Below are 19,187 nucleotides of genomic sequence, written 5' to 3'. Positions count from 1 at the left end.
CGTGACCGTGACGGCCGCACACCAAGCGCGGAAGATAGCGGGCAATGCAAACGGGCGCAACAGCTCCCGGTCACGCCCCCAACGCGGCCGGGCCGTGATCGCGGGGCAGGGTCAGGACCACCGTGGCACCGCCGTCCGTGCCGGCAAGGGCCTCGAATCCGGCCCTGCGCCGGCCCATCATGGCCCGCACCAGGGCAAGGCTGCGGTCGATGGGGCAGCGTGCGCCGTCGTCGCGCACGACCACTTCCACGGCCTCTCCGGCACGGCGCATCAGGACGTCGATGCGCCCCTTGCCCCCCTTGCCGCCCAGCTTTTCCCGGATCGCCCGGGCCGCGCGCACGAGCAGCACCAGCAGCGCCCGTCCCAAATCGGCCGGGGGAAAGACCACGGCCGGCAGGTCCGGCTCGATATCCGTCGCCACGTCGGCCTCGTATTTCCAGACGCCGCGCGAGAGGGTCAGGACGTCCTCCAGCACGGCGGCGACGTCCACGGTCCGGGGCGTCACCGTATCCTGGCGGGCGAAGTTGCCCAGGGACTGGAGCAAGGCGGCCACGCGGTCGAGCCCTTCCCGGGATTCGCGGATGGCCGCCGGCGTCTCCTCGAGCAGAAAGCGCAGTTCCTCGTCGTCGAGCAGTTCGGCCAGGGCCGCGGCGAGCCCGGCCTCGTCCTGGCCCAGGCGCAGGGCGGCCACGCTCAGGCCGTCCAGGGACTCGACCATGCGGGCGAAGGTGTTGGCCATGAATTCCAGGTTACCGCCCACATACTGCACGGGCGAGGCGATCTCCTGGGCGACGCCGAGGGTCAGCCGGCCAAGCGATTCCATGAGCGCCGCATCCTGGCCGGCGCCCAGGCCCGTGCCTGCGACGTTTCCTCCCGACGCGAAATCGGTCTTCGCCGCGCGGGCCCGGGCCTTGGCGTCGTGGCGCAACGCCTCCTGGCGACGCGCGGCAACCAGACCCTGGCGCAGGCGGGAAAGCAACCGCAGCCGGGCCGCAAGCTCGATCGCGCACACGGGCTGCCGGATGATCTCGTCGGCGACGCCCAGGGCGCGCGTCACGGCCGCTTCATCGGCATCGCGCTCGAGCACGGCCACCACCGGAACGGGCAGCGGCGCGCGCCCCTCGCGAAACGCGCGCACCGCCTGCGCATGGGCTTCGAGCATGCCGGCCGGGGCGACAATCCCGTCGAGGTCGCCTGACAGGTCGGCAGGCCCCGCGATCTGGTGTGCGGCCACACCCTGCGCCGCAAGCCTTCTGGCCAGATCGGCCGTCGTATTCCCCGCAAGCCAAAGGCCGATGACATCCATGCCATACTCCGCTGCCGACAAAAATTCGCGGGCATTGCCTACCGCAGCCCGTTTCCCCTATAAGGCACGAGTTCTCCCCGATCGCAAGCCCTAACCGCAAGGAGAATCCCGATGACCGTCCTGCTCGCCGTCCTGGCCCTTTGCGTCCTGGCCGGACTGTGGTGCGTCGCCGTCTACAACGGCCTCGTGCGCGCCCGCAACCTCGTCGTCGAAGCCCGCAGCGGCATGGATGTGCAGCTCAAGCGCCGGGCGGACCTCGTTCCCAATCTGGTGGAAACCGTCAAGGGCTATATGGGCCACGAACGCGGCGTTCTGGAGTCGGTGACCGGACTTCGCGCCAAAATCGACGCGACCGCCGATCCCGACAGCCGCCTGGCCATGGAAGGCCAGCTCGGGACGGCCCTTTCGCGGCTTTTCGCCGTGGCCGAGAACTACCCGGCCCTGCGCGCCAGCGAAAACTTCCTTTCCCTGCAACAGGAGTTGGCCGCCATCGAAGGCGAACTGCAACTGGCCAGGCGCTATTACAACGGTGCGGTGCGCGATTTCAACACCCGCATCCAGTCCTTTCCCGCCAATCTCGTGGCAGGGAGCTTCGGTTTCACCACCGCGCCCTCCTTCGAGATCGAGAATCCGGCCGACCGGGATACGCCCAAGGTGCGCTTCGACGCCGGAGCCGGTTCGTGAACCGGCGCGGCAGCCGGATCGGGGCGGCGCTGGCTGCCCTCCTGGTGTTCCTGGCCGCGGCCGTCGCAGCCGGCGCGGCGCAAAGCGAGAGCATCCTGTCCTTCGACAGCGTGGTGGCCATCGACGCGGACGCCAGCCTGACCGTGACCGAAACCATCACGGTGCTGGCGACCGGCGAATCCATCCGCCACGGCCTCGTGCGGGAGTTCCCCACCAGATACAGGGCCCCGGACGGGCACAGCGTCACGGTCGGGTTTCGCGTCCTGTCCGTGCGCTGCGACGGGAACAAGGAAGAATACCACATCAAGGACGCCGGCAACGGCAAGAGGGTCTACATGGGGCGCAAGGACGCGCTCGTGCCGCCGGGGCGGCACACCTACGCGCTGACCTACCGGACCGACGGCCAGATCGGGCAGTTCGCGGGCTACGACGAACTCTACTGGAACGTGACCGGCAACGGCTGGCGGCTGCCGATCGAACGCGCCACGGCCCTCGTGCGCCTGCCGCCCGGGGCCACGGTGCAAAAGCTCGCCGCCTACACCGGCCCGGCCGGGGCCAGGGGACGCGACTTCACCGCGCGCCAGGACGGCGACACGGCGAGCTTCGCCACCACCGCCGCCCTGCCGCCCGGCCAGGGGCTCACCGTGGCCGTGGCCTTTCCCAAAGGGTTCGTCCATCCCCCGTCCGCCGCGCAGCGCCTGCTGACGGAAGGTCCGTTCCCCGTCGCCGCCGGGGGCCTCGTGACCGTGGCCGTCTATTTCCTGCTGGCCTGGCTGCGCCTCGGACGCGATCCCGGGGCCGGGACCGTCGTGCCGCTTTTCGCGCCGCCGCCCGGCGTGGACGCCCCGGGGGCGCGCTATCTGCGCCGCATGGGCTTCGACGACAAGACCTTCGCCGCGGCGCTCGTGGACATGGCCGTCGGCGGCGGACTGCGCCTTGCCGACGACGGCGACGCCTACGCCGTGTCGCGCGGGAGCGCGACCTTTGCGCCCGGCTCCTGGCGACAGGCCGTGCGCGACGCCCTGCTTCGCGCCGGCGACACCCTGCGCCTGACGCAGACAAACCACGCAGCCATCGCTGCGGCGCGCAGGGTCCTGCGCAAGGACCTGGAACGCGCCTTCGAGGGACGCCTCTTCCACGCCAACACTCCCGCCTTCGCCCTGGGCGCGCTGCTCTCTGCAGGCGTCCTCGCCCTGGCGGCCTATGTCGCGGACGACGCGGGCATGGCCTGGGTGTCCATCGGCTGGCTGACGCTTTGGACCTTCGCCATGGCCATGCTGGCCATCCGCGCAGGCCGGGCGCTTTCGCGCGCGCGGCGGCGGCCGGGCATCAAGACCGTGGCCGCGGCCGTCTGGCTCACGCTTTTCGCCGTCCCCTTCCTCGTCGGCGAAGTGGCCGGTGCGGCCTTCCTGTCCGTGGCCGTGTCGCTGCCGGCGGCGGCGGCGCTGGCGTGCATCGCCGTACTCAATGCCGTGTTCCGGCACCTGCTCAAGGCCCCGACCGCGGAAGGCCGCCGGGTCATGGACGCCCTGGAGGGCTTTCGCCTCTACCTTGCCGTGGGCGAGCGCGAGCGGCTCAACCTGCTCAACCCGCCGGACAGGACGCCGGAGCTCTTCGAGAAATACCTGCCCTACGCCCTGGCCCTGGACGTGGAAGTGGCCTGGACGGCGCAGTTTGCCGGGGTGCTGGCACGGGCGGCCGAACAGGGCTACGTGCCGGTCTGGTACAGCGGCCGGTCCTTTGATTCGGGGGATTATTCCGGCTTCGCCGGCGATCTTGGCGACGGCTTCGCCGCTTCGGTGGCCGCGGCGGCCACGGCGCCGGGAAGTTCCTCGGGCAGCGGCGGCGGCGGATCGTCGGGAGGGGGGGGCGGCGGCGGAGGCGGCGGCGGCTGGTAGCGGGACGCGACGCGTCCGCCCGCGACCGTGCGCGGCAGGCCCCACGCAAAACGGGGGGCCCGAAGGCCCCCCGCTTCGGCCGCGCCGGCGCTGCGGTTTCCCGCAAACGCCCTGCCCAGGCTGCGGCCATCGGGAATCCCTCCAGGTCGCGGCGCTCCCCAGTCGCCGCGAAGCGGTCCGGCACGGCCGGCCCATGGTCCCCTGTCGGGGCTCCCGATGCGACGGGACGTTGCACGGTCCGTGCCGCGCCGCAAAGCCCCGCGCCGCGCCGCATCGCACGCGCCGCGCCCCTCGCGGTTACGACAATCCTTGCGCGCGGACGCCAAATTGCCGGCATGTCGGCAAAACGCCCGTGCGTACGCACGGATATGCAGGGTCAAAGCCTCTTGGTTTCGGCGTGCGCCCATGTTACGGTTTCCGGCACGGGATTGCGCACCGTTTTTTTCCCCGGCTGCAAGGGAACTGCCGCCTCGTGACGCCTGCGGACGCAGCATCGCGCCAGGAACGCGACACGGCGTGCGCGCGTAACACAAAGGAGCGGCGACGCCAGGCCCCGGACGTCGCGTCGCACCGACTCCGGTCCTGCCCGAGTCTTGCGGGATGCCGCCGTACAGTTGCGCCTCACTCAGGATACTCAAGCGCTTCGGCCACTGCGAGACGCCATGGACAACCAAGCAATCTCCATCGCCATCCTGACAAACAACCAGCATCACGCCAGTCGGGACAGGCAAAGCTGCATCAAGCTCAACGTCGGCAGCGTGCAGGTGTTCGACGACGTCGAAGACGTGCTGGAGCCGGTGCGCCAACACGCCGTGCAGCTCCTGCTCATCGACGCGGCCGTCAAGGACATGGACGGCAGCGCCTGCCTGCGGGCCATCCGCAAGGCCGCCCGGCCGCAGCTGCTCCCGGCGGTCATGGTCACCCGGGAAAGCAACCTCAAAAGCGTGCTCGGGGCCATCGCCGCCGGCTGCAACGGCTACGTGATCCGCCCCTACTCGCTGGAGACCCTCGAACGCCACCTGCGCATGGCCTGCGACAGCCTCGGCGGCGACGCAATCGAAATCGAACAGTTCGCGAGCGCCAACGAACTCGTGCGCCAGGGCCGCTTCGACGAGGCCATCGAGGAATTCACCGAGATCGTGGAAGAGGAAAACGAGGCCACGACCTATTTCAACAAGGGCATGGACTACCTGCACCGCCACAAATACGGCAAGGCGATCCTGGCCTTCAACAAGGCCGTGGCGCTCAATTCCATGTACGCCGAGGCCTACAAGGGCATGGCCTACGCCTACAAGGGCAAGGGCGACGAAGCGAATTTCCGCGCCTGTCTCGACAAATCGGCGGCCATCCTCGCCATGCAGGATCGCCTGGACGAGCTCAAGGAACTTTTCGCCGAAATCCTCGAAGCCAACCCCGACGCGGTCAACCCCTACAACACCATGGGTATCGACCTGCGCAAGCGCGGCGACTACGCCGGCGCGTTGCACGCCTACACCCAGGCCCTGACGCTGACGCCAGAAGACGAGAATCTCCATTACAACATCGCCAAGGCCTGCATCTTCTCCAAGGACTACGAGGCGGCCGCAGGCCATCTGGAACAGGCCGCCGCCCTGCGTCCGGGATTCGAGGAAGCCAAAAAGCTCCTGGCCAGACTGCGCGCCAGGCAATACGATACGCTCGCAGGCGCCGAGCAGGCGTCGCCGGCAGCCGGCAACACCCCCGGCGTCCTGGCGAGGGACGACTGACCATGGACGGCGAAACCCGCATCTCCGGCATCTTCTCCCTCAAGGCCACGATCAAGGTCGGCTTCGGCACGACCAAGCGGGCCGCACTCTCGGAAACCTACTGGTTCGTCAAGGAGCTCGAGGGCGACCGCTTCCGCGTGCAGAGCCTGGACATGGACTTCAAGCCCCAGGGCGAGCCGTTTGAAATCAGCCGCAAGAAGCTCTTCGAGGACTACCATCTGGAACCGGACCTGAGCTACCGACTCTTGAGCCAGCCCCTGCTCGTCGGCGACCACTACCGGGCCACGGCCAAGCACGCCAACGCGGAACGGGAATACCTCAAGGTCAAGGGCATCGACGAGGAGAACATCCGGGCCAACTTCGGCCTGGGGCTCGTCTACCTGGCCGTCGATAAAAAGGACAAGGCCGTCTACATCTTCGACCGCCTCGTCGGGATGGAGGAGGCCTTCGAGCCCCGGCACAAGCACCTGTTCAACGAATTCGGCATCAACCTGCGCAAGAAGGGCCTGTTTGACGAAGCCCTCAAGTACTACTTCCGCGCCCGCGACCTGTCCAAGGACGACGACCACCTCCTGCTCAACATCGCCCGCGTCTACTACGAGCAAAAGCGCCTGCCCGAAGCCGAAGCCGCCGCCCGCGAGGCCCTGGCCATAAATCCCGACCTCGCCGAAGCCAGGCGTCTGCTCGCCCGCATCTGGGACGGCCCTCCCCGCGAAGCGCCCCTGCCGGGACTGTAGCCCCGTCTCGCCCGGGGCGCGAAGGCACAGGGCCAAGGGACGTCCCGGCGCATCGCCGTGGCCGCGCATACAGTGTGCGAGTCGCCCCAGACCCGAAAGGCCGTATCCACGCCCCGCGCGTCCGTTTGGCGGGACCCTGCCAGAACGATCCGCGCGAACAAGCAGGCACCCGGCCGAAACCTATGCACTTTCCGGAGCCTTGGTCACCAATACAAAAAGGGGACCCCGAGCACGGGGTCCCCTTCGCGTTTCGGGATGATGCCGGAAGGTTATTCCGGAGTCGCACTGCCTTCCAGCAGCAGCGGGCTGTCCTCCAGTTCCTCCAGGAACCGGTCCGGACGCTCGGGCTGGCGCGGCACGGTGATCTCGCTGTCCATGTAACGGCGGTAGCCGGTGCCGGCCGGGATGAGGCGGCCGACGATGACGTTTTCCTTGAGTCCCCGCAGGGCGTCGTCCTTGCCCATGAGCGAGGCTTCGGTGAGCACCTTGGTCGTCTCCTGGAAGGAGGCCGCGGAGATGAAGGAGTCCGTGGACAGCGAAGCCTGCGTGATGCCGAGCACCAGCGGTTCGGCCACGGCGGGTTTGAGGCCCTCCTCGACGCAACGCAGGTTCTCTTCCATGAAGCGGATCTTGTCCACCTGCTCGCCGATGAGGAAGTTGGTCTCGCCGGAGTCGAGCACAGAGACCTTCTTGAGCATCTGGCGCACGATGATCTCGATGTGCTTGTCGTTGATGGCCACGCCCTGGAACCGGTAGACGTCCTGGATTTCGTCGACGAGATACTTGGCCAGGAACTTCTCGCCCTTGATCTTGAGGATGTCGTGCAGTTCGGGATAGCCCTCGGTCAGCAGTTCGCCGGCCTCCACGAAGTCGCCTTCCTGGACCGTGATGTGCTTGCCGCGGGGAATGAGGTATTCCTTGGCGTCGCCAGCCTCGGGGGTGACGATGATCTTGCGCTTGCCCTTGGTCTCGGGGCCGAAGGAAACGATGCCGTCGATCTCGGAGACCACGGCCATCTCCTTGGGCTTCCTGACCTCGAACAGCTCGGCGACGCGCGGAAGACCGCCGACGATGTCCTTGGTCTTGGACGATTCACGGGGCTTGCGCGCGATGATGTCGCCCTCGAAGACCTCCTGGCCGTCGCGCACCATGAGCAGCGCGCCGACGGGCATGGAGAAGACGGCCAGGCTGTTGGTGCCGGGCCGGGTCTTGGGGGCGCCGTGATCGTCCACGACGGACACGGCGGGCTTGTAGGAGGTGGTGCGGTATTCGATGATGGTCTGCGTCGCGCGCTTGGTCGCGTCGTCCACCTTCTCCTGGTAGGTCTTGCCTTCCACGATGTCCGTGAACTTGATGATGCCGGCCACGTCCGTGACGAAGGGTTCGTTGAACGGATCCCATTCGCCCAGCAGCTGGTCCTTTTTGACCTCCTGTCCGGCCACGGCGTAGAGTTTCGCGCCGGACGGCAGGCTGTAGCGCTCGCGTTCGCGGCCCTGGTCGTCGACCACCGACACCTGCCCGGACTTGCCCATGATGATGGTGTGGCCCTGGCGGTTGACGATGGATTTGACGCGGGAGAGGGCGATGCGGCCGTTGTGCTGCGCCGTCACCGACGACTGGGCGATTTCGCGCGCCGCCGTGCCGCCGATGTGGAAGGTGCGCATGGTCAGCTGCGTGCCCGGCTCGCCGATGGACTGGGCGGCGATGATGCCGACCGTCTCGCCCACGTTGACGAGGTGCCCGCGGGCCAGATCCCGGCCGTAGCACATGGCGCACACGCCGTGCTTGGACTGGCAGGTCAGCGTCGAGCGGATGGTCAGCGAGCTCAGGCCCTTGTCCTCGATGACCTGGGCGTAGCCCTCGTCGATGACCGTGTTGGACGGGATGAGAACCTCGTCGGTCTCGGGGTCGAGGATGTCGAACATGGTCACGCGGCCCAGCGCTCGTTCGTGCACGCGCTGCTTGATGTCGCCGGCCTTGACGTAGTGGGTGATCTCCAGGCCGTCCACGGTGCCGCAGTCGATCTCGGTGATGATGACGTCCTGGACGACGTCGACGAGGCGGCGGGTGAGGTAACCGGAGTTCGCGGTCTTAAGGGCCGTGTCGGCGAGGCCCTTCCGCGCGCCGTGGGTCGAGATGAAGTACTGGGCGACCGACAGGCCTTCGCGGAAGTTCGAGGTGATGGGCGTTTCGATGATTTCGCCCGACGGTTTGGCCATAAGCCCGCGCATGCCGGCGAGCTGGCGCATCTGGTCCTGGTTACCGCGCGACCCGGAGTGGATCATCATGAAGATCGGGTTGACCGAGGTGTTGCGCTCCTCGCGGCCGCTCTTCGGGTCGGTGAGGATGTCCCAGGAGATCTGCCGCATCATCTCGGAGGCGACGTCGTTGGTGGCCTTGGTCCAGACGTCGACGACCTTGTTGTATTTCTCGGTGCGGGTGATGATACCCTCGCCGTACTGGATCTCGATGTCGTCCACTTCGTTCTGGGCGGCTTCGAGAATGCGCGCCTTGCTGTCCGGGATGGTCAAGTCCTTGACGCCGATGGAGACGCCGGCGCGGGTCGCGTACTCGTAGCCGAGATCCTTGAGGCGGTCGCAGAGGATGACCGTGGCCTTGGTTCCGGCCATGCGGTAGGTGTCCCCGACGAGCTTGCCGATGCTGCGCTTGTTGAGCACCGTGTTGACGAGCTCGAAGGGCAGGCCCTCGGGAAGCAGCTCGCCCACGATGATGCGGCCCGGCGTCGTCTGGATGCGCTGCCCGCCTATGCGGCAGGTGATGCGCGCATGCAGGCTCACCACCCCGGCGTCCACGGCGCAGACGACCTCGCCCGTATCGGCGAAGATCTTGCCCTCGCCCTTGGCGAAGCTGCGCTCGACGGTCAAGTAGTAAAGCCCGAGCACGATGTCCTGGGAGGGCACGATGATCGGGTTGCCGTTGGCGGGCGAGAGGATGTTGTTGGTGGACATCATGAGCACGCGGCACTCGATCTGCGCCTCGACCGACAGCGGCACGTGCACGGCCATCTGGTCGCCGTCGAAGTCGGCGTTGTAGGCCGAGCAGACGAGCGGGTGCAGCTGGATGGCCTTGCCCTCGACCAGGGTCGGCTCGAAGGACTGGATGCCCAGGCGGTGCAGCGTCGGGGCGCGGTTGAGCATGATCGGATACTCGCGCACCACGTCTTCGAGGATGTCCCAGACCACCAGTTCTTCGCGCTCGACCATTTTCTTGGCCGTCTTGATGGTGGTGGCGAGCCCCCTCTCCTCGAGCTTGGCGTAGATGAAGGGCTTGAAGAGCTCGAGCGCCATCTTCTTCGGCAGGCCGCACTGGTGCAGCTTGAGCTTGGGGCCGACGACGATGACCGAACGGCCGGAGTAGTCGACGCGCTTGCCGAGCAGGTTCTGGCGGAAGCGGCCCTGCTTGCCCTTGATCATGTCGGACAGGGACTTGAGCGGCCTGCCGTTGGTGCCGGTGATGGCCCGGCCCCGGCGGCCGTTGTCGAAGAGCGCGTCCACGGCTTCCTGGAGCATGCGCTTTTCGTTGCGGATGATGATGTCCGGCGCGCCGAGCTCGATCAGGCGCTTGAGGCGGTTGTTGCGGTTGATCACCCGGCGGTAGAGGTCGTTGAGGTCCGAGGTGGCGAAACGGCCGCCGTCCAGGGGAACGAGCGGGCGCAGCTCCGGCGGAATGACCGGAATGACTTCCATGATCATCCACTCGGGCTTGTTGCCGGAATCGAGGAAGGCCTCGACGATTTTGAGGCGCTTGATGATCTTTTTCTTTTTCGTCTGCGACTTGGTGGTCATGGCCTCTTCGCGCAGCTCGGTGCGGATCTTGAGCAGATCCAGCTCCTCGAGCAGCGACCGGACGGCCTCGGCGCCCATGCCCACCTCGACCGCGTCCTCGCCGCCGTAGTGGTCGATGACCTGGATGTACTGCTCCTCGGAGATGACCTGATATTTGGTCAGGTTGGTCTCCTTGGGGTCGAGGACCATGTAGGAGTCGAAGTAGAGCACCTTCTCCAGGTCGACCATGGTCATGTCGAGGAGCGTGCCGATTTTCGAGGGCAGGGTCTTCAAAAACCAGATGTGGGCCACGGGCGCGGCCAGCTCGATGTGGCCCATGCGCTCGCGGCGCACCTTGGAGGCGATGACTTCGACGCCGCATTTTTCGCAGACGATGCCGCGGTGCTTCATGCGCTTGTACTTGCCGCAGTTGCACTCGTAGTCTTTGACCGGACCGAAGATCTTGGCGCAGAACAGACCGTCGCGTTCGGGCTTGAACGTACGGTAGTTGATGGTCTCGGGCTTTTTCACTTCGCCGAAGGACCATTCACGAATCTTCTCGGGCGCGGCGATAGAAATACGGATGGATTTGAGCGAACGGCTGGACACGGTGGTCTGGCCGATGCCGCGCATGCTGAACAATTCGTCCAGGGACATACGGTTACCTCGTATGGCGGGAGGACTTCCCCGCAGCTGGCTGCGCCGCAGGCACGGCGCAGCGGTTGGGACGCGAAGCTTATGTCGAAGGCCCTTGCGGCTGGGGTGCGGCGGGCCCGGGGTCGGCCCACCGGCCCCCTCCCCCGCGCGAGGCGAGGGAGAGGCGGCGGGTTCCCGGGCGCGACGCTAGCGCCGCGGCGGGACCTTAGCGATCTTTTTCTCGTCTTGGATCAGGTCGACATCGAGGCCGAGCGACATGAGTTCCTTGACCAGGACGTTGAAGGACTCGGGCAGACCGGCTTCCAGGAAGTTGTCGCCCTTGACGATCTTCTCGTACATCTTGACGCGCCCGCCGACGTCGTCGGACTTGACGGTCAGGAATTCCTGCAGGAGGTACGACGCGCCGTAGGCCTCGAGCGCCCAGACTTCCATTTCGCCCAGACGCTGGCCGCCGAACTGGGCCTTGCCGCCGAGCGGCTGCTGGGTGACCAGGGAGTACGGGCCGGTCGAGCGGGCATGGATCTTCTCGTCGACCAGGTGGTGGAGCTTGAGGATGTACATGCAGCCCACGGTGACCGGACGGTGGAAGGCCTCGCCGGTGCGGCCGTCGTACAAGGTGACCTTGCCGTCCTCGGGCAGACCGGCCTGTTTGAGCCAGCCCCACATCTCGTCTTCCGTGGCCCCGTCGAAGACCGGGGTCTTGGCCACGATGCCCTTGCGCAGGGCCCTCAGCGCCTTGCGCAGTTCATCGTCGGTCATGTCATCAATAAGCGCGCCGGTCTCGGCATCGGAGAACACGGCCTTGGCGTCGGCCCGCACGCCTTCCATGGCCTTGCCGGAATCGATGAGTTCGGCCAGCTGCTTACCGAGCGCCATGCCGGCCCAGCCCAGGTGCGTCTCCATGATCTGGCCGATGTTCATACGGGAAGGCACGCCGAGGGGGTTGAGCACGATATCGACCGGGGTGCCGTCGGCGAAAAAGGGCATGTCCTCTTCCGGCAGGATGCAGGAGACGACGCCCTTGTTGCCGTGGCGGCCGGCCATCTTGTCGCCCACGTTGAGCTTTCTTTTGACGGCCACGTAGACCTTGACCATCTTGATGACGCCGGGGGGCAGATCGTCGCCCTCGGTCACCTTCTCGCGCTTCTGGTCGTAGACGTTTTTGACGAACTGGATGTGGCGGTCGTACTCGTCGAGGATCTCGGCCACGGCCTCGTTGGTTTCCTTGGAGGAGAAGATGCCGGACAGTTTCTTGAGCGGCAGAGCCTCCAGGACCTCGAGGGTGATGGGATGGTTGGCCTCGAGCAGCACGTCGTTCTTCTTCGGGCCCTTGATCGTCTGGAAGACCGATTTGCCCTGGACGATGGGCCACAGGCGGCGGCGCATGTTCGCGCCCATGCCGTCGATGTGCTGCCCTTCCTTGGTGTCCAGGCGCGCCAGCTCGAAGTCCTCGATCTGGCGGGTGCGGTCGTCCTTCTCGCCGGAGCGGCGGTTGAACACGCGCACGTCGATGACCGTGCCCTCGATTCCGGGCGGCACCTTGAGCGACGTGTTTTTGACGTCGCGGGCCTTGTCGCCGAAGATGGCGCGCAGGAGCTTTTCTTCCGGGGTCAGCTGGGTCTCGCCCTTGGGCGTGATCTTGCCGACCAGGATGTCGTCCGGCACGACCTTGGCGCCGATGCGGATGATGCCGCAGTCGTCGAGGTCGTTGAGCATTTCCTCGCCGACGTTGGGAATATCGCGGGTGATCTCCTCGGGTCCGAGCTTGGTGTCGCGGGCGACGACCTCGAACTCCTCGATGTGCACCGAGGTGAAGGTGTCGTCCTTGACCGCCTTTTCGGCGATGAGGATGGAGTCTTCGTAGTTGTAACCGCACCAGGGCATGAAGGCGACGAGCAGGTTCTTGCCGAGCGCAAGCTCGCCGTCGCGGATGCCGGGGCCGTCGGCCAGAACGTCGCCCTTGCCCACGCGCTGGCCCACGCGCACGCGCGGCACCTGGCCGAAGCAGGTGTTCTGGTTGGACTTGTGGTGCTTGAGCAGTTCGTAGGAGCGCACGCCGCCGGTCTCGGGCGAAAACTCGCCGTCGTAGCAGACGATGACGCGCTCGGCGTCGGCGTAGTGGACCACGCCCGGGGCCTCGGCGAGCAGGCACGAGCCCGAGTCCTTGGCCACCGGGCCTTCCATGCCCGTGCCGACCAGCGGCTGTTCGCAGCGCAGAAGCGGCACGGCCTGGCGCTGCATGTTCGAACCCATGAGCGCGCGGTTGGCGTCGTCGTGCTCGAGGAACGGAATGAGCGCGGCGGAAACGGACACGATCTGGCTCGGCGAGATGTCCATCAAGGTGACCTGCTCGCGCGGGGTCATGATGAGGTCGCCGCGGATGCGCGCCCCGACCATGGGATGGACGAAGTGGCCCTGCTCGTCGAGCTCGGCGTTGGCGCCGGCGATGATCTCGTCGATCTCGCGGGTGGCGTCCAAGTAGACCACCTCTTCGGTGACACGGCTGTCGCGCACCACGCGGTACGGGGTCTCGATGAAGCCGAAGTCGTTGACCTTGGAGTGGGTGGTCAGGGACACGATCAGGCCGATGTTCGGGCCTTCCGGCGTTTCGATCGGGCAGATGCGGCCGTAGTGGGAGGTATGCACGTCGCGGACTTCGAACCCGGCGCGCTCACGCGTGAGGCCGCCCGGACCAAGGGCCGACAGGCGGCGCTTGTGGGTGACTTCCGACAGCGGGTTGGTCTGATCCATGAACTGCGACAGCTGGGAGGTGCCGAAGAATTCCTTCAGCACCGCGGCCACGGGCTTGGGGTTGATCAGGTCGTGGGGCATGAGCGTGGCCACTTCCTGGAGGCTCATGCGCTCCTTGATGGCCCGCTCCATGCGCACGAGGCCGATGCGGTACTGGTTTTCGACCAGCTCGCCCACGGGGCGCACGCGGCGGTTGCCCAGGTGGTCGATGTCGTCGGCCGGACCGTGGGAATCCTTGAGGAAGGTCAGGTGCTTGACGGCCTTCAGAATGTCGTCGTTGGACAGTGTGCGGAAGTCCAGCGGCTGGTCGATGCGCAGGCGGGCGTTGAGCTTGTAGCGGCCCACGGGCGACAGGTCGTAGTAGTCCGGATTGCGGAAGAGGTTTTCGAAGAAGTTGGCCGCGATTTCCGGGGTCGGCGGCGAGGACGGGCGCAGCCGGCGGTAGATTTCGACCTGGGCCGAGATGGTGTCCGTGGTCTTGTCGAGCACCAGCGTGTCGCGGATGGACGAGGAGGTGTCCACGCCCCTGGTGTGCAGGGCCGGGAGATCGCTGATGCCGGCGTCCTTGAGTTTTTCCACCACGTCCGGGGTGAGCTCGTCCGCGGCCTCGGCCAGGACTTCGCCCGTAGCCGGGTCGGCGATATCCTCGGCCAGGAACAGGCCGGTCAGCGTCGCCGGATCGACTTCCAGACGCTCGATGCCGGCTTCGAGCATGAGGCGCCAGGCGCGCTTGGTGATGGGCTTGTCCACGGCCACGATGACCTTGCCGTCGGCGTCGCGGACTTCGCCATAGGCCTTTTCCTTGCGGTAGAATTCGGGGCGGACCTGGCGGTAGACGCGCGGTCCTTCGACGAGGAAATGCTCGATTTCGTAGAAGTAGCGCAGGATGTCGACGCGCGACATGCCCATGGCCTTGAACAGGATTGTGGCGGGCATCTTGCGGCGGCGGTCGATGCGCACGTACAGGATGTCCTTGTGGTCGTAGTCGAAATCGAGCCAGGAGCCGCGCATGGGGATGACGCGGCAGGAATAGAGCACCTTGCGGCTGGTGTGACTCTTGCCGGAGTCGTGCTCGAAGATGATGCCGGGCGAGCGCTGGAGCTGGTTGACGATGACGCGCTCGGTGCCGTTGATGATGAACGTGCCCTTCTCGGTCATCAGCGGCACGGTGCCGAAGTAGATGACCTGTTCCTTGATGTCGCGGATCGTGCGGTTTTCCGTTTCCTCGTCCACGTCGTAGACGACGAGGCGGACCTTGATGCGAAGGGGCGCCTCGTAGGTGAGGCCCTTGGCGATGCACTCGGGAACGTCGTATTTTGGCTCGCCGATCTCGTAGCTGACATATTCAAGCGAGGCGGTTCGATTGAAGTCCTCGATGGGAAAGACCGAGCGGAACACACCCTCAAGCCCGGCGTCCTCGCGGCTGGTCGGCGGAACGTCCTTTTGCAGAAAGAGCTCGTAGGAATCGATCTGCAGGTTGAGCAGATGGGGAATGGTCAGCGTTTTGACGATCTTGCCGAAATGTTTGGTCAGCTGGGCCATTTTTTCCTCTGTTGCAGGGCTACGACGTTGGAAGATCTCGGGCCTTGGAAACGCCCGTCATCGGCCTTGCGCGACGCGGCTGCGCCTGTTTCGCCCGGGGTGCCGGCGGCCTGGCCGGCTGTGGGCCTCGAAAAGCGGTGCTCGGACAAAAAAGGGGAAAAGAGCGCCCCGCCCCTGCGCGGAGGGGGCACTCTTTTCCGTCGAGAACGAAAGCGCGGGGCGCTTATTTGATTTCGCAGGTCGCTCCGGACTCATCCAGCTGCTTCTTGGCTTCCTCGGCGTCGGCTTTGGACACGGCTTCCTTGATGACGGAAGGCAGTTCGTCGACCTTGGCCTTGGCTTCCTTGAGCCCGAGGCCGGTCAGGGCGCGCACGACCTTGATGACGGCGATCTTGTTGCCGCCGGCGTTGGTCAGCACGACGTCGAACTCGGTCTTCTCTTCCTCGGCCGGAGCGGCGTCGCCACCGCCGGCGGGAGCGGCCATCATCATGCCCATGGCCGGGGCGGCGGCGGAAACGCCGAACTTCTCCTCAAGCTCCTTGATGAACTGGGAGAGCTCGAGGACGGTCATATTGGCAATGAAATCGACAACCTGCTCTTTGGTGATCTCGGACATGGATCAATTCCTCCTGGAACGTTGGCTTTGGCGGAAGCGGAGCGGTTACGCTGCTTCCTTTTTTTCCTTGATGGCCGAAAGGGCGTACAGCATGCCGCGAATGGTGTTCGCGAACAGGCTGACAAGGTTGGTGGGGACGGCGTTCATGGTGCCGAGCGCCTGGGCCAGCAGTTCCGGCTTGCTCGGCAGCTTGGAGAGGTCGGTGACGCCCTGCGCGTCGATGACCTTCCCCGAGAGGCTGGCGAGTTTGACCGTGAACTTCTTGCTGGTCTTGGCGTAATCCACAAGGACCTTGGCCGCGACGACGGGGTCGTCGTATCCGAAGGCGATCGCGTTGTTCTCCTTCAGATGGTCCTTGAGTGCGTCGTGGACGCCGTCTTTCACCGCCAGGCGGGCCAGGGTGTTCTTGACGACCTGATAGTCGACACCCGCGGCGCGGAGCTTGACGCGCAGATCCGTCATCTCCTCGACCGTCATGCCCCGAAAGTCGGTGACCACCGCAATGCCGGCCCGGTCCGCCTTGGCGCGCACTTTTTCGACGATCTCGTTTTTTTGCGCACGTTGCACGGTACCTACCTCCACATGCGGGTTAGGGGGCCTTCAAGTGAGCCAAAGCCGGGTCTCGGCGGGAAATTAAGGGGAACATCCCCACCCGCTGTCTTCGACTCGCTTTTCATGCCCTGTTTTATATCGAAAAATCGTCCCCGGCCAGAGGACGTACCTCTGGCCCGGGACAATTACGAGCATTTTTGCGCGGGGCGGATCAGCCCTCGAGCAGTTTGCGCACGGACTGGGTGTCCACCTTGATGCCGGGGCCCATGGTCGTGGCCAGGGCCATGGCCTGGAGGTAGGTGCCCTTGGCCGCGGACGGCTTGAGGCGCATGACGGTGTCGATCAGAGCCCGGAAGTTGTCCAGGAGCTTTTCGGGACCGAAGGAGCGCTTGCCGAGCGGCACATGCAGCACGCCGGCCTTGTCCACCTTGAACTCGACCTTACCGGCCTTGAGTTCCTGCACGGCCTTGCCGATGTCGAAGGTGACGGTGCCGGTCTTGGCATTGGGCATGAGGCCGCGGGGGCCGAGGATCTTGCCGATCTTGCCCACGGTGGCCATCATGTCCGGGGTGGCCACGGCCTTGTCGAAGTCCAGGAAGCCGCCCTTGATCTTTTCGATCAGGTCGTCGCCTCCGGCGAAGTCGGCACCGGCCTCGCGGGCCTCGGCCTCCTTGTCGCCCTTGCAGAAGGCGAGCACGCGCACGGTCTTGCCCAGGCCATGGGGCAGCGACACCGCGCCGCGCACCATCTGGTCGGAATACTTGGGGTTGACGCCCAGGCACAAGGCCACGTCAACGGTCTCGTCAAACTTGGCGACACCGGTCTTGACCGTCAGGGCCATCGCCTCGTTGACGTCGAATTTCGCCTGCAGGTCAATATCCTTGACCGCTTCGCGATATTTTTTTCCATGCTTGGCCATCTCGAAAATACCTCTTGCGCGCGCGCCGGTTAGACGATCTCGATACCCATGCTGCGGGCGGTTCCGGAAATGGAGCGGCAGGCCGCATCCAGATCGTTGGCCGACATGTCCACGAGCTTGAGCTTGGCGATTTCCTCGATCTGAGCCTTGGTGACCTTGCCCACCTTGGTCTTGTTGGGCTCGCCCGAGCCCTTCTCGATCTTGGCGGCCTTGATCAGGAGCACAGGCGCCGGAGGAGTCTTGGTGACAAAGGTGAAAGAGCGGTCGGCGTAGATGGTGATCAAGGCCGGGATGATGGTGCCCTTCTGGTCCATCGTCTTGGCATTGAACGCCTTGCAGAATTCCATGATGTTGACGCCGTGCTGGCCCAGCGCCGGACCGACCGGGGGGGACGGGTTGGCGGAACCGGCCGGAAGCTGCAGCTTGACCTTGGCGGTGATCTTCTTGGCCATTGTAAATATCCTCGGAAAAGAGGCGAAACCGCCCCTAGTTTTTGCTCACCTGCACGAAATCCAGTTCCACCGGCGTCTGGCGGCCGAAAATGGAAACCGATACGCGAAGCTTGCCCTTGTCGTAGTTGACGTCCTCGACCACGCCGTTGAAGCCGCCGAAGGGGCCGTCGATGACGCGGACATCGTCTCCCCGCTCGAAATGGTACTTGGGACGGGGTTGTTCCTGGCGGCTGACCATGAGATTCAGGATCTTGTCCGCCTCGCTGTCGCGCATGGGCGTCGGCTGGTTCTTGCCGCCGATGAAGCCGGTGACGCGGGGGATGGACTGGACGAGGTGCCAGGAGTTGTCGTTCATGGCCATCTTGACCATGACGTATCCCGGATAGAACTTGCGCGTGGACGTCTTCTTCTCGCCCTTGACCAGTTCGATGACCTTCTCGGTGGGGACGACCACTTCTTCGATGCTCCCGCCGTCCTGGCCCGTGCGCATCATCTCGCGGATGGTCTGTTCCACGCGATTCTCGAAACCGGAATACGTGTGGACGATGTACCACCGCGCAGGGGCGCGCTGCTCGTCGCCGGAGCCTTCGTTCGTTGTCATGACCGTTCCCGTTAAGAGAGGATGAACGCCACAAGCCTGGAAAGGGCCATGTCGACGACGCCGAGGTAAATGGCCATGATCACGCTGAACACGAGGACCGCGATGCCGGTCTTGACGGTCTCCTGGCGCGTGGGCCAAGTGACCTTCTTGAGTTCGACCTTGGACTGCTCGAAGAACTCCTTGGCCGACTCGATGCGCGCCATAAGTCCCGTGCGCTGTCCCGTCGCGGCTTCGACGCCCTTGGCCCCGGCCTTGGCGGAAGCCTTGGCCTTGGCCGGCTTGTCGCCCTGGGGAGCGGCTTGCGCGGATGGATTCGCCTGTGTCTTTTCTTTGGCCATGACCTACGCCTTGTTCGAAAATGGCAGGGCAGGAGGGATTCGAACCCCCAGCCCTCGGATTTGGAGTCCGATGCTCTACCGTTGGAGCTACTGCCCTGCGTTTAAACCCGGCGCCTTGCTACTTCGTTTCCCGATGGACCGTATGCTTGTGGTCGAACGGGCAGTACTTCTTCACTTCGAGGCGGCCGGTGGTGTTTTTCTTGTTCTTTTCCGTGGCGTAGTTCTTGCGCTTGCACTCGGTGCACTGCAACTGGATATTGATCCGCATAGCTTACTCCACGATTTCCGACACGACGCCGGCGCCGACGGTGCGACCGCCTTCGCGGATGGCGAAGCGCAGGCCCTTTTCCATGGCGATGGGGGCGATCAGTTCCACGTTGAAGGTGGCATTGTCGCCGGGCATGACCATCTCGACGCCCTCGTTCAGGGTGACGACGCCCGTGATGTCGGTCGTGCGGAAGTAGAATTGGGGACGGTAGCCCGTGAAGAACGGCGTGTGACGGCCGCCCTCTTCCTTGTTCAGGACGTACACTTCGGCCTTGAACTTGCGGTGCGGCGTGATGGAACCCGGCTTGGCCAGAACCTGGCCGCGTTCGACCTCGTC

Annotated in this window: 15 protein-coding genes and 1 tRNA gene; 4 read left to right on the top strand and 12 right to left on the bottom strand. The window is 65.4% G+C overall.

Going from position 1 to position 19,187, the window contains the following annotated elements; translation table 11 throughout:
• Positions 1 to 70: 70 nt before the first annotated feature.
• The gene (locus Q368_RS24150; protein WP_029461042.1) at positions 71 to 1,306 is read right to left on the bottom strand and encodes a sensor histidine kinase; all 1,236 of its coding nucleotides are present in this window, start codon (positions 1,304 to 1,306) and stop codon (positions 71 to 73) included.
• A 111-nt stretch (positions 1,307 to 1,417) separates the two neighbouring features.
• Here Q368_RS24150 and Q368_RS0121205 point away from each other — a divergent pair, with 111 nt between their 5' ends.
• From Q368_RS0121205 to Q368_RS0121190, 4 genes are all read left to right on the top strand, one after another.
• Positions 1,418 to 1,990, top strand: a complete 573-nt coding sequence (locus Q368_RS0121205) for a LemA family protein (protein WP_029461041.1) — start codon at positions 1,418 to 1,420, stop codon at positions 1,988 to 1,990.
• Complete coding sequence (locus tag Q368_RS0121200) at positions 1,987 to 3,888, top strand: DUF2207 domain-containing protein (protein WP_245611431.1); 1,902 nt, start codon at positions 1,987 to 1,989, stop codon at positions 3,886 to 3,888. The genes Q368_RS0121205 and Q368_RS0121200 overlap by 4 nt, the downstream gene beginning before the upstream one ends.
• Positions 3,889 to 4,550: 662 nt before the next feature.
• Positions 4,551 to 5,633: a tetratricopeptide repeat protein gene (locus Q368_RS0121195; protein ID WP_029461039.1), complete on the top strand. Its 1,083-nt coding sequence runs from the start codon at positions 4,551 to 4,553 to the stop codon at positions 5,631 to 5,633.
• A 2-nt stretch (positions 5,634 to 5,635) separates the two neighbouring features.
• On the top strand, positions 5,636 to 6,370 hold the full coding sequence (locus Q368_RS0121190) for a tetratricopeptide repeat protein (protein WP_029461038.1): 735 nt from the start codon (positions 5,636 to 5,638) through the stop codon (positions 6,368 to 6,370).
• Between the two features lie 269 nt (positions 6,371 to 6,639).
• Here the strand turns inward: Q368_RS0121190 and rpoC are convergent, their stop codons facing one another.
• The 11 genes from rpoC to Q368_RS0121135 form a co-directional block, all read right to left on the bottom strand.
• The gene (gene rpoC / locus Q368_RS0121185) at positions 6,640 to 10,812 is read right to left on the bottom strand and encodes a DNA-directed RNA polymerase subunit beta' (protein ID WP_029461037.1); all 4,173 of its coding nucleotides are present in this window, start codon (positions 10,810 to 10,812) and stop codon (positions 6,640 to 6,642) included.
• Positions 10,813 to 10,998: 186 nt separating this feature from the next.
• Positions 10,999 to 15,105, bottom strand: a complete 4,107-nt coding sequence (gene rpoB / locus Q368_RS0121180) for a DNA-directed RNA polymerase subunit beta (protein WP_029461036.1) — start codon at positions 15,103 to 15,105, stop codon at positions 10,999 to 11,001.
• A gap of 223 nt (positions 15,106 to 15,328) precedes the next feature.
• On the bottom strand, positions 15,329 to 15,721 hold the full coding sequence (rplL, locus tag Q368_RS0121175) for a 50S ribosomal protein L7/L12 (RefSeq protein ID WP_029461035.1): 393 nt from the start codon (positions 15,719 to 15,721) through the stop codon (positions 15,329 to 15,331).
• A gap of 45 nt (positions 15,722 to 15,766) precedes the next feature.
• Positions 15,767 to 16,288 carry a 50S ribosomal protein L10 gene (rplJ, locus tag Q368_RS0121170; RefSeq protein ID WP_029461034.1) on the bottom strand — a complete coding sequence of 174 codons (522 nt, stop codon included), beginning with the start codon at positions 16,286 to 16,288 and terminating at the stop codon, positions 15,767 to 15,769.
• A 196-nt stretch (positions 16,289 to 16,484) separates the two neighbouring features.
• Positions 16,485 to 17,192: a 50S ribosomal protein L1 gene (gene rplA, locus Q368_RS0121165; RefSeq protein ID WP_029461033.1), complete on the bottom strand. Its 708-nt coding sequence runs from the start codon at positions 17,190 to 17,192 to the stop codon at positions 16,485 to 16,487.
• A 29-nt stretch (positions 17,193 to 17,221) separates the two neighbouring features.
• A complete protein-coding gene (gene rplK / locus Q368_RS0121160; protein WP_029461032.1) occupies positions 17,222 to 17,644 on the bottom strand; it encodes a 50S ribosomal protein L11 in 423 nt (140 codons plus the stop codon).
• A 34-nt stretch (positions 17,645 to 17,678) separates the two neighbouring features.
• Positions 17,679 to 18,245, bottom strand: coding sequence for a transcription termination/antitermination protein NusG (gene nusG / locus Q368_RS0121155; RefSeq protein WP_029461031.1), 567 nt, complete (start codon positions 18,243 to 18,245; stop codon positions 17,679 to 17,681).
• 11 nt (positions 18,246 to 18,256) lie between these two features.
• Positions 18,257 to 18,583 carry a preprotein translocase subunit SecE gene (gene secE / locus Q368_RS0121150; protein ID WP_029461030.1) on the bottom strand — a complete coding sequence of 109 codons (327 nt, stop codon included), beginning with the start codon at positions 18,581 to 18,583 and terminating at the stop codon, positions 18,257 to 18,259.
• Positions 18,584 to 18,604: 21 nt separating this feature from the next.
• Positions 18,605 to 18,680, bottom strand: a tRNA-Trp gene (locus tag Q368_RS0121145).
• 21 nt (positions 18,681 to 18,701) lie between these two features.
• The gene (rpmG, locus tag Q368_RS0121140) at positions 18,702 to 18,851 is read right to left on the bottom strand and encodes a 50S ribosomal protein L33 (RefSeq protein ID WP_009108925.1); all 150 of its coding nucleotides are present in this window, start codon (positions 18,849 to 18,851) and stop codon (positions 18,702 to 18,704) included.
• 3 nt (positions 18,852 to 18,854) lie between these two features.
• Positions 18,855 to 19,187 (bottom strand): EF-Tu C-terminal domain-related protein (locus Q368_RS0121135; protein ID WP_029461029.1); only part of this gene is annotated, 333 nt, incomplete at its 5' end.

The organism is Solidesulfovibrio alcoholivorans DSM 5433 (genome assembly GCF_000702665.1).
Taxonomy (GTDB): Bacteria; Desulfobacterota; Desulfovibrionia; order Desulfovibrionales; family Desulfovibrionaceae; genus Solidesulfovibrio; species Solidesulfovibrio alcoholivorans.
The sequence above is the reverse complement of the archived record's forward strand: the minus strand, read 5'-3'. Positions and strand labels throughout refer to the sequence as shown.